The sequence below is a fragment of the Streptomyces sp. NPDC048636 genome (genome assembly GCF_040650655.1).
Taxonomy (GTDB): domain Bacteria; phylum Actinomycetota; class Actinomycetes; order Streptomycetales; family Streptomycetaceae; genus Streptomyces.
Map to the genome: position 1 here is coordinate 26998 of NZ_JBEZHR010000010.1, position 12750 is coordinate 39747.

Consider the following 12750-nt stretch of genomic DNA (forward strand, 5'->3'; position numbering starts at 1 on the left):
CGTATCGCCTCGCGATGTCGTCTTGAGCGGTGCCGTTTTGCGCCGTGCCGTCCTGAGCGCTGCCGTCTTGCGCGGTGCCGCCGGTCGCACCCCGGCGCGACGCCGTCCGGTCACCGTGTGCGGTTCAGGGTCTGGAGGGCCGCCCGCAGCAGCTGCGCCACCTGGGGCGCGGCGCCGTCGACGAGGGCCGCCTCGGCCCGGGGGGTGACGGCGGCGACCGCCTCATCGGCCTCCCGGGGGGCGTAGCCGAGGCCGACCAGGGCGGTGTGCAGCTGATCGCTCCAGCCCGCGGCGGGAGCGGGGCGGGCGCCGGGCACGGGGGAGCCGATCGGCTCGCCCAACCGGTCCCTGAGCTCCAGCAACAGCTTCTGGGCGCCCTTCTTGCCGATGCCGGGGACGGCGGTGAGCGCTTTCTCGTCCCCGGTGGAGACGGCGATCCGCAGCGCGTCCGGGGTGTGCACGGCCAGCATGGCCTGGGCGAGCCGGGGGCCGACCCCGCTGGCGGTCTGGAGCAGCTCGAAGACCTGGCGCTCGTCGTCGCCCGCGAAGCCGTAGAGGGTGAGCGAGTCCTCGCGCACGACCAGCGACGTGGCGAGCCGGGTCGGCTCGCCGAGGCGCAGCCCGGACAGGGTGCCGGGGGTGCAGTGGAGCGCCAGGCCGACACCCCCGACCTCGACGACGGCGGTGTCCGGGGCGAGGGCCGCGACCGGACCGGAGACGAACGCGATCATGGAGTACGGCCTTTCGTGGTGCGGTGGGCGGCGACGGCCCGCTGGAGGCGGTTGGTCGCGGGCGCCCGCCAGATATGGCAGATGGCGAGCGCCAGCGCGTCCGCGGCGTCGGCCGGTCTGGGCGGTGCGTCGAGCCGCAGCAGCCGGGTGACCATGGCGCCGACCTGGGCCTTGTCCGCCCGTCCCGATCCGGTGACGGCCGCCTTGACCTCGCTGGGGGTGTGCAGCGCGACGGGCAGGCCCCGGCGGGCGGCGCAGAGCATCGCGACGGCGCTGGCCTGGGCGGTGCCCATCACGGTGCGCACATTGTGCTGGCTGAACACCCGCTCCACGGCGACGAATCCGGGCCGGTGGGCGTCGAGCCATTCTTCGATACCGCGCTCGATGAGGACGAGGCGGTCGGCGATCTCGGCCTCCGCCGGGCTGCGCACGACGCCGACGCCCAGCATCCGCAGCGGGCGCCCCGCGACTCCCTCGACCACACCGATACCGCACCGGGTCAACCCCGGGTCCACACCCAGCACCCGCACGACGCTCCTCCCCTCACCGCCGCTCACCGCCGCTTCGATCAGCTGCTGACGCAGGCTAGCGGCTGCCACCGACAACGCCGACGGGCCGGTGGGGTGTGTCCCCGCCGACCCGCCCGCTACCCATGTGCTGAGGGAACGTCAGGCGTCCACCTTGGCCATGACCTCGTCGGTGACATCGAAGTTGGCGAAGACGTTCTGCACATCGTCGCTGTCCTCGAGCGCGTCGATCAGCTTGAAGATCTTGCGCGCACCGTCCTCTTCGAGCTGCACCTGCATGGTGGGCACGAAGTTGGCCTCGGCCGAGTCGTAGTCGATGTCCTGCCCCTGGAGCGCGGAGCGGACGGCGACCAGGTCGGTGGCCTCGCTGATGACCTCGAAGGACTCACCGAGGTCATTGACCTCCTCGGCGCCCGCGTCCAGGACCGCGCCGAGCACGTCGTCCTCGGTCAGCTCACCCTTGGGGACGATCACCACGCCCTTACGGTTGAACAGATAGGAGACCGAGCCGGGGTCGGCCATCGAACCGCCGTTGCGGGTCATGGCGACGCGTACGTCGGAGGCGGCGCGGTTGCGGTTGTCGGTAAGGCACTCGATGAGCACCGCGACACCGTTGGGGCCGTAACCCTCGTACATGATCGTCTCGTACTCGGCGCCGCCCGCTTCCAGACCGGCACCGCGCTTGACCGCGCTGTCGATGTTCTTGTTCGGAACCGAACTCTTCTTGGCCTTCTGGATGGCGTCGAAGAGCGTGGGGTTACCGTCCGGGTCGGCGCCGCCGGTTCGCGCGGCGACCTCGATGTTCTTGATCAGCTTCGCGAAGAGCTTGCCGCGCTTGGCATCGATCACGGCCTTCTTGTGCTTCGTCGTAGCCCATTTAGAGTGGCCGGACATCCGCCTGTCTCCTTCGCGTAACCCAGTGCTGTACGAACGCCTGCGATCCTACCGGGCCCGGCCCCGCGTGGACTGCCGCACCATGGCGACGAAAAGCGCGTGCACCCGGTGGTCGCCGGTCAACTCGGGGTGGAACGACGTCGCGAGGACATGGCCCTGCCGGACCGCGACGGTGTGCCCGTCGAAGGTCGCCAGCACCTCGGCGGCCGCGCCGACGGACTCCACCCACGGCGCGCGGATGAAGACGCCCTCGACCGGGCCGCCGTCGATGCCCTTGACATCGATCCCGGCCTCGAAGGACTCGTTCTGACGGCCGAAGGCGTTCCGACGGACGATCATGTCGATTCCGCCGACGGTCTCCTGGTCGTCACGACCGTCGAGGATCTTGTCCGCGACCATGATCATGCCCGCGCAGGTGCCGTACACCGGCATGCCCGCGCGCACCCGCTCGCGCACCGGCTCCAGCAGCCCGAAGATGACCGCCAGCTTGGACATGGTGGTCGACTCGCCGCCGGGGATCACCAGTCCGGCGACCTCGGCGAGCTCCTCGGAGCGGCGGACGGGCCGGGGATCGGCACCGGCCGCGGCGAGCGCGGCGAGGTGTTCCCGGACGTCGCCCTGGAGGGCGAGCACCCCGATCACCGGGGCGTCCTCGGCCGTGGCGGGCGCCGACGGCGCGGAGGAGGAAGTCGAGGGAGACACGGAACGAAAACCTCTCGGGACGTCGGGGGCACCACGCGTCCGCCGGGACGCGTGGTGCCGGGTGGTTCCGGTGCGATGGCCGAAGCCAGCCGGATTACCAGCCGCGCTGGGCGTAGCGCTCGCTCTCGGGGAGGGTGTCGCAGTTGATGCCGACCATGGCCTCGCCGAGGTTGCGGGAGACCTCCGCGACGACCTTCGGGTCGTCGTAGAAGGTGGTGGCCTTCACGATGGCGGCGGCGCGCTTGGCCGGGTCGCCGGACTTGAAGATGCCGGAGCCGACGAACACGCCCTCGGCACCGAGCTGGCGCATCAGCGCGGCGTCGGCCGGGGTGGCCACACCGCCCGCGGAGAACAGCACGACCGGCAGCTTGCCGACCGCGGCGACCTCCTGGACCAGCTCGTACGGGGCGCGCAGCTCCTTGGCCGCCGCGTAGAGCTCGTGGTTGTCCAGCCCGCGCAGCCGGGAGATCTCGCCCTTGATCTGGCGCAGGTGGCGCACGGCCTCGACGACATTACCGGTACCGGCCTCGCCCTTGGAGCGGATCATGGCCGCGCCCTCGGCGATCCGGCGCAGGGCCTCGCCCAGGTTGGTGGCGCCGCAGACGAACGGCGTGGTGAAGGACCACTTGTCGCTGTGGTTGACCTCGTCGGCCGGGGTGAGGACCTCGGACTCGTCGATGTAGTCGACGCCGAGGGCCTGGAGCACCTGGGCCTCGACGAAGTGGCCGATCCGGGACTTGGCCATGACCGGGATGGAGACGGCGTCGATGATGCCGTCGATCATGTCCGGGTCGGACATCCGGGCCACTCCGCCGTCCTTGCGGATATCGGCCGGAACCCGCTCGAGGGCCATGACCGCGACGGCACCGGCGTCCTCGGCGATCTTGGCTTCCTCGGGGGTGACGACGTCCATGATCACGCCACCCTTGAGCTGCTCGGCCATACCGCGCTTGACGCGGGCGGTGCCGGTCGCGGGAGCCTCGGAGTTGGACGTGCTGGCGGGCGTGCTGGACACGGTTTGACCTCACTCGATGATGAAAAGTGCGATGAGCCCATCGTAGGGCCGTTCGATACCGGTTCATGACCCGGCCATCCGGTCCAGGTCGATGGCGCCTGTGCTACAGGGATGACACAAGCGGCTGGGCACCGCGCGCGGCAAGGGCCAATTGCGGGCCGGTGGCTCGAAGGCGGCGACGTCCCACGTCAGCGGGGTCGGCGTCAACGGGGTCGGCAATGGCGTCGGCCCGCCGCGGGCGGTTCAGTGTCCGGCGCGGGCGGCCAGTGCGGACGGCGGCTCGTCGTCCATCTCGAAGGCCAGCGGGAACGGGGCGTGACCGGCCAGCCGGAACCAGCGCACCGTGCGGTGGCGGCGCAGCGCCCGGGCCGCCCGCACCGCGTCGTTGTGGAACCGCCGCGCCATCGGGACCCGCCGTACCGCCTCGGTCAGCTCGCCCAGCGCCTCCTCGCCGCCCGGCGCCTCCCGTACCGCCTCGACCTGCGCGCTCTCCTCGAAGACGGCCCGCAGCGCCTGGCTCAGCTCGCTCTCGGCGACCTCCCGGTGCTCCTCCTCGGACTGCCGGGCGGCGTGGGCGGCCTGGTACAGCACCATCGACGCCGCGGGGTCGAGCACCCCCGCGGTGGCCAGTTCCTGGGCGACCGAGGCGCGGCGCAGCAGCTGGGCGTCCAGGGCGGCCCGGGCCGCGTCCTGCCGACTGTGCAGCCGGTCGAGACGTCCCGCGGTCCAGCTCAGGTAGACGGCGATGATGATCAGCGCCGCCGCGATCCAGATGAGAGTGCTCACGGCGCGCCACGCTACCGGCTGGCGCCCGGGGCGGGCGCCGTACGATCCGGGCCGCGGCCGCCCCGCTCCCCCTCCGGAGGCTCACCCCGAGACCCGCGACGGCGCCGCTGGCGCTGGCGCTGGCACAGCACCCGGACACGGACACGGACACGGACACGGGCCCGGTCGCCGGGTGAGGGCACGACGGTGGGGCCCGTACCGGCGCCGGTACGAACCCGGACCGGAGGCCGTCGGCGAGCGGCCCGCGACGCGGAGGCGCTCAGCGCTCGCCGCCTGCCCGACGTGGTGCCGAGGGACCCGCGGATGCCGGACGGCGAGGGGGCGCGGCGCGGCCCGCGGGGCTGGACCGTGTCGTTCGACCCGAACGACACGACCTAGTCGCGGGCGAAGCCCAGGCGTGCGCGCAGCCCGGCCCGCTCGTCGGCGCCCACGGACGCCGCGCCGTCTGCCACCGTCTCGTACACCGCGAGGATGTCCGCGCCGACCGTGGACCAGTCGAAGCGGCGCACATGGCGGCGGCCCCGCTCGCGCAGCTCGGCCACCCGCTCCGGGGTCTCCAGCAGCCGCACGGCGGCCGCGGCCAGCGCGTCGGCGTCCTCGTTCGCGAACAGCTCTCCGGCCGCTCCGCCGTCCAGGACCTGGGCGAACGCGTCCAGGTCGCTGGCCAGGACGGCGGCCCCGGCGGACATCGCCTCGACCAGGATGATCCCGAAGCTCTCACCGCCGGTGTTGGGCGCGAGGTAGACGTCGACGCTGCGCAGCAGCCGCGCCTTGTCCTCGTCGCTGACCATGCCCAGGAACTCCACGCGCTCCCGCATCGCGGCCGGCAGCCCCGCGACGGCCTCCTTCTCGTCACCGCGCCCGGCGACCAGCAGCCGGGCCTCCGGCCGCGCTTCGAAGATCTTCGGCAGGGCGCGCATCAGCACCGGAAGGCCCTTGCGGGGCTCGTCGATCCGGCCGATGAACCCGATCGTGTCCCCGCGCCACTCCTCCTTGGGCTCGGCGTCGGCGAAGAAGTCCACGTCGACGCCGTTGGGGATGACCACCGCGTCGCCGCCGAGATGCTCGACCAGCGTCCGCCGGGCGTACTCGCTCACCGCGATCCGCGCCCTGATCTTCTCCAGCGCGGGCTGGAGGATCGGATACGCCGCGATCATGGCTCGGGAGCGGGGGTTGGAGGTGTGGAAGGTGGCCACGATCGGCCCCTGCGCCGCCCAGCAGGCGAGCAGACCGAGCGAGGGCGAGGTCGGCTCGTGGATGTGGATGACGTCGAAGGACCCGTCGTGCAGCCAGCGGCGCACCCGCGCGGCGGACAGGAAGCCGAAGTTGAGCCGGGCCACCGAGCCGTTGTACGGCACCGGCACGGCGCGTCCGGCGGAGACGACATAGGGCGGCAGCGGGGTCTCGTCGTCCGCGGGGGCCAGCACCGAGACCTGGTGGCCGCGCCGGATCAGATGCTCGGCCAGATCGCGGATGTGGAACTGCACGCCTCCGGGGACGTCCCAGGAGTACGGGCAGACGATGCCGATCCTCACGGTTTCTCCGTTCCGGAGCCGTCGGAGGCCCCCGTCACCGGGCGGGCGGCCGTATCGGTCGCCGGACGCGGCTCCAGGTCCCCGAGCCACAGCCGCTGGAGCATATGCCAGTCCTCGGGGTGCTCGGCGATCCCCGCCGCGAAGGCGTCGGCGATCTGCTGGGTCATCGCGGCGGCCCGCTCGGCGCGGGGGCCGGAGGCGGCGACCTCGATCGGTGGGTACACCCTCCCCCGCATGACCGGGGTGTCGTCGTACCAGAGGGTGACCGGCAGCAGCAGGGCGCCGGTCTGGGCGGCCAGCCGGGCGGGTCCGGCGGGCATCTTGGCGCGTTCGCCGAAGAAGTCGACCTCCACGCCCGAGGACGACAGGTCGCGGTCGGCGACCAGGCACACCAGACCGCCCGCGCGCAGCCGCCGTGCCAGCGTCCCGAAGGCGCTGCCGCCCTGGTGGGGCAGTACCTCCATGCCCAGGCCCTCGCGGTAGGCCACGAAGCGGTCGTACAGCGTCTCCGGCTTCAGCCGCTCGGCGACGGTGGTGAAGGGCACGCCCAGCCGTGTGGTGACCCAGGCCCCGGCGAGGTCGTAGTTGGCCATATGGGGCAGCGCGAGGATCACGCCCCGGCCGCTGGCCAGCCCGTCCGTCAGATGGTGCGCGTCGTGGATGTCGACGCCGGTGCGGATCCGCTCCGGACTCCAGGTCGGCAGCCGGAAGGACTCCATCCAGTAGCGCATGTAGGAGCGCATACCGGCGCGCGACAGTTCCGCGAGCCGGCGCGCGGAGGCATCGGGGACGACCCGCGCCAGATTGGTCTCCAGCCGCAGCACGCCCTTGCCGCGCCGCTTCCATACCTGATCGGCTATGCGCTGCCCGAGCCCTGTGGCGACCGGTTCCGGCAGCTTCTTGACCGCGCTCCAGCCCAGCCCGTAGAGCGCGTCGGTCAGCCGATCCTTCACCGTGACTCGCCCCCCTGGGTCACCGTCCGCTCCTCGGCATCCGCCTCGGCGGCCTCGCGGCGCACGGTCACCACCCGCTGCACCAGGGTCACCGCGCTGCCCACGGCGACGATCCACAGGGCGATCGGCAGCAGGATCTGGATATGCGGCACCCCGAATGTGTGCAGCCCGGAGAAGCCGCAGGCCACCAGCGAGATCACCAGCCGCTCGGCGCGCTCCACCAGCCCGTTGACCTTCACCGGCAGCCCGATGCTCTCGCCGCGCGCCTTGGTGTACGAGACCACCTGGCCGCTGGCGAGACAGAAGATCGTCACCGCACACAGCACATTGTCGTCGCCCTTACCGGCGTACCACAACGCCAGCCCACCGAAGATCGCGCCGTCGGCGACCCGGTCGAGGGTGGAGTCCAGGAACGCCCCCCAGCGGCTGGAGCGGCCCAGTTGCCGGGCCATATTGCCGTCGACCAGGTCGGAGAAGACGAAGAGGGTGATGACCACCGTCCCCCAGAAGAACTCCCCCCGGGGGTAGAAGACCAGTGCGCCCGTGATCACACCGCCCGTTCCGACGAGGGTCACCGCGTCGGGGCTGACCCCGAGACGGATGAGCAGGGCGGCGAACGGTGTGAGAACACGCGTGAAGAATGCACGCGCGTACTTGTTCAGCATGGCCTTCCCGGTGGGTCGAATTGGGCCGGATGGTCAAGGGGCCACCGGCGCGCCCATCGTAGCCACGCCCCGCCGGGGCGCCGCGCACCCGTCGGCCGCTCCCGCACCGGGCTCGCACTACGCCCGGATGTGCGACGTATGGACGCACCGTTACCTCGGTGGAAAGCTCGAAGTATCGCGAGGTGTCGACCGGGAGGCGAGACACATGGGCGACAAGACGAGTACACATCCAGGGGCCGCCGGAAGGGCAGTGGCGGCCGACCGGCCCAGCTCCCTGAGGAACGTGGTGCTGGTCGGCCACAGCGGGACGGGAAAGACGACGCTGGTGGAGGCCCTCGCACTGGCGACGGGCGCGGTCAACCGGGCGGGCAGGGTCGAGGACGGCGGCTGTCTCTCCGACTACGACGACATCGAGCACCGGCAGCAACGCTCGGTACAGCTGTCCCTGGTCCCCGTCGAATGGGGCGGGATGAAGATCAATCTCCTCGACACCCCGGGGTACGCCGATTTCGTCGGGGAGCTCAGGGCCGGTCTGCGGGCAGCGGACGCGGCCCTTTTTGTTGTCTCCGCCGCCCAGGACGCGGTGGGCATCGCCGGGGCCACCCGGATGGTCTGGGACGAGTGCGCGGCCGTCGGCATGCCGCGGGCGATCGTGATCACACATCTGGAGGCGGCCCGGGCCAGCTTCGAGGAGATGACGGCGCTGTGCCAGGAGAGCTTCGGCGGCGACGATCCGGACGCGGTGCTCCCGCTGTACCTGCCGCTGCGGGGCGAACCCGCCCCGGACGGCCATGCCCCGGTCACCGGGCTGATAGGGCTGCTCTCCCAGCGGGTCTTCGACTACTCCTCGGGGGCCAGGACCGAGACACCGCCGGTGCCGGACCAGCTCCCGCTGATCGGGGAGGCCCGCAACCGGCTCATCGAGGGGATCATCGCCGAGAGCGAGGACGAGACCCTGATGGACCGCTATCTCGGCGGTGAGGAGATCGATGTCAAAACGCTCATCCAGGACCTGGAGAAGGCCGTCGCGCGCGGCAGCTTCCACCCGGTGCTGGCCGCCGCCCCGGCCGCCGAGGGCTCCAAACAGGGCCTGGGCACCACCGAGCTGCTGGAGCTGATCACCGGCGGCTTCCCCACTCCGCTGGAGCGCGAGGCACCCGAGGTCACCACGCCCGAGGGCGTCCCGCGTCCGGCGCTGCGCTGTGATCCGGACGGTCCGCTGGCCGCCGAGGTGGTCAAGACCTCCTCCGACCCCTACGTCGGCAGGATCTCCCTGGTCCGGGTCTTCTCCGGGACGCTGCGTCCGGACCAGACGGTCCATGTGTCCGGGCACGGCCTGGAGGACCGCGGCCATGAGGACCACGACGTGGACGAGCGGGTGGGCGCCCTCTCCTCGCCGTTCGGCAAACAGCAGCGGGTGCTCCCCCAGGCCATCGCGGGCGATCTGGCCTGTGTGGCCAAGCTGACGCGCGCCGAGACCGGCGACACGCTGTCCGCCAAGGACGACCCGCTGCTGATGGCGCCCTGGCAGATGCCCGATCCACTGCTGCCCGTCGCCATCGAGGCGCACAGCAAACCGGATGAGGACAAGCTGTCGTTGGGGCTGTCCCGGCTGGTCGCCGAGGATCCCACGATGCGCCTCGAGCAGAATCCGGACACCCACCAGGTGGTGCTGTGGTGTCTGGGTGAGGCCCATGTGGACGTCGCGCTGGAGCGGTTGCGCAGCCGGTACGGCGTACAGGTGGACGCGGTGCCGTACAAGGTCTCGCTGCGGGAGACCTTCCGCGGCAAGGCCGCCGGGCGCGGACGGCATGTCAAACAGTCCGGTGGACACGGCCAGTACGCGATCTGCGAGATCGAGGTGGAGCCGCTGCCGGGCGGCTCGGGCATCGAGTTCGTGGACAAGGTCGTCGGCGGGGCCGTACCGCGGCAGTTCATCCCGTCCGTCGAGAAGGGTGTGCGCGGGCAGGCGGCCCGCGGCGTCGCCGCGGGCTACCCCCTGGTCGATGTGCGGATCACGCTGCTGGACGGAAAGGCGCATTCGGTGGACTCCTCCGACGCCGCGTTCCAGACGGCGGGTGCGCTCGCGCTGCGCGAGGCGGCGGTCGACGCCCGGATCGACCTGCTGGAGCCGGTGGTCGAGGTGTCGGTGCTGATCGCGGACGACTTCGTGGGCGCGGTGATGAGCGACCTGTCCGGCCGCCGCGGCCGGGTCGTGGGCACCGAACAGTCGGGCGGCGGCCAGACCCTGATCAGAGCGGATGTGCCGGAGATCGAGATCGGGCGGTACGCCGTCGATCTGCGCTCACTGTCCCATGGCACCGGGCGGTTCAGCCGCTCCTACGCCCGGCATGAGCCGATGCCGCAGCAGCTGGCCGAACGGATCCGCGAAGGCGCCTACGCGGACGCGTAGTTGCCGCCGCGTAGTTGCCGCGTAGTCGCCGTAGTTGCCGCGTAGTCGCCGCACCGCCCGTCCCGACTCCGGTGGGGCGGGCGGCTGTTCGCCCGCACGGTTGTCCACAGGCGGGCACGCCCTGGCGACAGGTGGTGCACACCCCCGATACGCTGAGGTCGCAGCGCAAGCGGCGTGCGGTATTGGGGGCGTTGGTGACGGACGGATTCGATTTCAGTCCCGGGGCACAGGTGCCTCTGTCGGGGGCTGCGGGGCAGACGGCGGCGACGCAGGCACTCGCCTCGGCCGCCTACCGTGACGGGCCCGTGGCCAAGCTGCTCGACGCCAACTCGGAGTGGACGGTCTCGGCGGTCACGGCGCCGAAGATATCGCTGTTCGAGCCGAATCTGGGCGAGGCGTTCTCCCGTGCGGTCCAGACGCGGATGCTCGGCGGCGGCCGGGGCCAGGTGATCCAGTCCTTCGGGACCGAGCCGCAGACGGTCGTGGAGCACTGCCTCGCCGCCAACAACATCCGCAAGACCCGGGACGCCCGGCTCAGCGTCGTCATGGTGATCTTCGGGCTGCTCTTCCTCCCCGGAGTGCTGCTGTGGCTCGGCGCCTTCCAGCTGCGGCGCTCGGTCGCCGGTGCCCAGGACAAGCGGATGGGAGCGCTGGGCACGGCGCTGCTGATCGCGCTCACGGTGATCACCCTGATCTTCCTGATCAAGCTGCCGTTCGGTGGCTTCTGGGGCTTCTATCTGCGCGGGGTGGTGGTGGCCCCGGTGATCGGCTGGTACATCGCCAAGCAGATCTGCGAGCGCACCGCGCGGGACCTGCGGGACTCCTGGGGCGGGCTGCTCGCGGGCGGCGGTGTGGGCGCCAAGGTGCCCGAGACGGTGCCCAACCACCCGGGCCAGACCTCCGCCGAGGAGCTGCGCAAGGCGCTCCACAAGCTCACCGCCGAGCAGTACAGCAATGTGGTCTTCTACGCCGGGCCCAAGGGCATATTGGGCATGGGCACCCGCTGGGGAAGCTGGCAGCTGGCCGAGGACCTGGTCTCCGCCGAGCCGGAGAAGGAGATCGACCCCTTCCGCAGCTGGGACGTGATACGGGCGATCCACGACCAGCTCCGGATGCTGGAGCGCAGCCCGCTGCACACCGGCGGCTTTCCCACCCCCTCGGTGCGCCACTGGGTGGTCTCGCCCATCGGCGAGGGGGCCAAGGCGGTCGAGCGCGGCGGCACCTCCGAGGAGGAGGGCTTCCAGATACGGGGCGTCGAGCTCCAGCGGATCTGCGACCAGCAGCAGTTCGGCGCCGGTGACCGGCACTACCTGGGTGTGCAGTTCGTGCTGTGGGACGGCCAGTTGGTGATCACGCTGCTGATCACGGTGACCCTGCTGCACAAGACGCTGCGGATCGAGGTCACCGGCCATGCCCTGGGGCCGGTGCATCCGCTGTTCACCAGCAAGCCGTCGGCGCCGTCCAAGACGGTCAGCAAGGCCTTCCGGTTCTGGGAGACCAAGTCGGTTCCGCTGCCGCTGGTGGACACGAAGGAGGTGGTGCGGCTGACCGCGCGCGCCCCCTTCACCTGGTATCCGCCGGTCCTGGACCACCTGGGCGGCAAGCTGGTGCTGCCCGAGCCGTTCGGACTGCGCCACGCCTGGGCCGACAAGCCCTGGCGCCACCGGTTCATGGCGGACGACGCGCTGCGGGCGGCCACCCCCGTGCTGCGGGTGGTCCACGAGGCGGCGATCGGTGTGCTCAAGCACCACGGCGTGGACACCGAGCGCTTCGGCAACCGCTCGCTGGCGCTCAGCGGCCAGGTGCAGGACGCGTCCCCCAAGAAGGCCGATCTGTACGACGCCTGACCGGCCGGGGCCCCGCCAGGGGGCCCGGGCCCAGGAAGCGGCCCCCGGGCCAGGAGCCCGGCCCCGGGCCTATGGGCGCGGCCAGGCGGCGGCGAGCATCCGGCGGGTGTCGGCGAGCAGTTGCGGCAGCACCTTGGTGTTGCCGATCACCGGCATGAAGTTCGTGTCGCCACCCCAGCGCGGCACCACATGCTGATGCAGATGGGCGGCGATCCCCGCGCCCGCAACGGAGCCCTGGTTGAGCCCGATATTGAAACCGTGCGCGCCGGAGGCGGTACGCAGCGTGGTCATGGCGGCCTTGGTGAACTCGGCCAGCTCCACCGTCTCCCCGGCGTCCAGCTCGGTGTAGTCGGCGATATGGCGGAACGGCACGACCATGAGGTGGCCGCCGTTGTACGGGTACAGATTGAGCACCGCGTAGACGTGCTCACCCCGCGCGATGATCAGGCCGTCCTCATCGGACTTCTCCGGGATGGTGCAGAACGGGCAGCCATCACCGGCCCCCGGGCCGGTGGGCTTGTTCTCCCCCTGGATGTACGCCATCCGGTGGGGCGTCCACAGGCGCTGGAACGCATCGGGCGTCCCCACTCCGAACTGCTGCTCCGGCTCACTCGTCATGCGGGCCAGCATATTCGCCCAGGAAGGGTGGGGAAGCGGTGAGGGGCGGCCCCTTCCGGGACCG

12 protein-coding genes are annotated in these 12750 nt (G+C 71.5%); 2 read left to right on the forward strand and 10 right to left on the reverse strand.

Features of this window, described 5'->3' with window-relative positions:
• Window positions 1–110: 110 nt before the first annotated feature.
• The 9 genes from ruvA to pgsA form a co-directional block, all read right to left on the reverse strand.
• Window positions 111–731, reverse strand: coding sequence for a Holliday junction branch migration protein RuvA (gene ruvA / locus AB0C66_RS25035; protein WP_362442735.1), 621 nt, complete (start codon window positions 729–731; stop codon window positions 111–113).
• Window positions 728–1261 (reverse strand): crossover junction endodeoxyribonuclease RuvC, encoded by a 534-nt coding sequence (gene ruvC / locus AB0C66_RS25040; RefSeq protein WP_362443298.1) that lies wholly within the window; start codon window positions 1259–1261, stop codon window positions 728–730. The genes ruvA and ruvC overlap by 4 nt, the downstream gene beginning before the upstream one ends.
• A gap of 138 nt (window positions 1262–1399) precedes the next feature.
• Window positions 1400–2152 carry a YebC/PmpR family DNA-binding transcriptional regulator gene (locus AB0C66_RS25045; RefSeq protein WP_362442738.1) on the reverse strand — a complete coding sequence of 251 codons (753 nt, stop codon included), beginning with the start codon at window positions 2150–2152 and terminating at the stop codon, window positions 1400–1402.
• A gap of 48 nt (window positions 2153–2200) precedes the next feature.
• The gene (gene pdxT / locus AB0C66_RS25050; protein ID WP_362442741.1) at window positions 2201–2854 is read right to left on the reverse strand and encodes a pyridoxal 5'-phosphate synthase glutaminase subunit PdxT; all 654 of its coding nucleotides are present in this window, start codon (window positions 2852–2854) and stop codon (window positions 2201–2203) included.
• A 94-nt stretch (window positions 2855–2948) separates the two neighbouring features.
• On the reverse strand, window positions 2949–3869 hold the full coding sequence (gene pdxS / locus AB0C66_RS25055) for a pyridoxal 5'-phosphate synthase lyase subunit PdxS (protein ID WP_362442744.1): 921 nt from the start codon (window positions 3867–3869) through the stop codon (window positions 2949–2951).
• Window positions 3870–4112: 243 nt separating this feature from the next.
• On the reverse strand, window positions 4113–4655 hold the full coding sequence (locus tag AB0C66_RS25060) for a hypothetical protein (RefSeq protein WP_362442747.1): 543 nt from the start codon (window positions 4653–4655) through the stop codon (window positions 4113–4115).
• A gap of 374 nt (window positions 4656–5029) precedes the next feature.
• A complete protein-coding gene (locus AB0C66_RS25065; protein ID WP_362442749.1) occupies window positions 5030–6190 on the reverse strand; it encodes a glycosyltransferase family 4 protein in 1161 nt (386 codons plus the stop codon).
• A complete protein-coding gene (locus tag AB0C66_RS25070) occupies window positions 6187–7143 on the reverse strand; it encodes a phosphatidylinositol mannoside acyltransferase (protein ID WP_362442752.1) in 957 nt (318 codons plus the stop codon). Before AB0C66_RS25070 ends, AB0C66_RS25065 begins: the two co-directional genes overlap by 4 nt.
• On the reverse strand, window positions 7140–7808 hold the full coding sequence (pgsA, locus tag AB0C66_RS25075) for a phosphatidylinositol phosphate synthase (protein ID WP_362442754.1): 669 nt from the start codon (window positions 7806–7808) through the stop codon (window positions 7140–7142). Before pgsA ends, AB0C66_RS25070 begins: the two co-directional genes overlap by 4 nt.
• A gap of 205 nt (window positions 7809–8013) precedes the next feature.
• Here pgsA and AB0C66_RS25080 point away from each other — a divergent pair, with 205 nt between their 5' ends.
• Window positions 8014–10221, forward strand: a complete 2208-nt coding sequence (locus AB0C66_RS25080; protein WP_362442757.1) for an elongation factor G-like protein EF-G2 — start codon at window positions 8014–8016, stop codon at window positions 10219–10221.
• A 194-nt stretch (window positions 10222–10415) separates the two neighbouring features.
• Window positions 10416–12068: a hypothetical protein gene (locus tag AB0C66_RS25085; protein WP_362442760.1), complete on the forward strand. Its 1653-nt coding sequence runs from the start codon at window positions 10416–10418 to the stop codon at window positions 12066–12068.
• Between the two features lie 69 nt (window positions 12069–12137).
• Here AB0C66_RS25085 and AB0C66_RS25090 read toward each other — a convergent pair whose 3' ends face one another.
• Window positions 12138–12698: an HIT domain-containing protein gene (locus AB0C66_RS25090; RefSeq protein WP_362442763.1), complete on the reverse strand. Its 561-nt coding sequence runs from the start codon at window positions 12696–12698 to the stop codon at window positions 12138–12140.
• Window positions 12699–12750 lie beyond the last annotated feature (52 nt).

Bases quoted from the DNA above. Each gene is read 5' to 3' on its own strand.
- pgsA (WP_362442754.1), bottom strand. From the start codon at position 7,808: ATGCTGAACAAGTACGCGCGTGCATTCTTCACGCGTGTTCTCACACCG.
- AB0C66_RS25045 (WP_362442738.1), bottom strand. From the start codon at position 2,152: ATGTCCGGCCACTCTAAATGGGCTACGACGAAGCACAAGAAGGCCGTG.
- ruvA (WP_362442735.1), bottom strand. From the start codon at position 731: ATGATCGCGTTCGTCTCCGGTCCGGTCGCGGCCCTCGCCCCGGACACC.
- AB0C66_RS25090 (WP_362442763.1), bottom strand. From the start codon at position 12,698: ATGCTGGCCCGCATGACGAGTGAGCCGGAGCAGCAGTTCGGAGTGGGG.
- AB0C66_RS25080 (WP_362442757.1), top strand. From the start codon at position 8,014: ATGGGCGACAAGACGAGTACACATCCAGGGGCCGCCGGAAGGGCAGTG.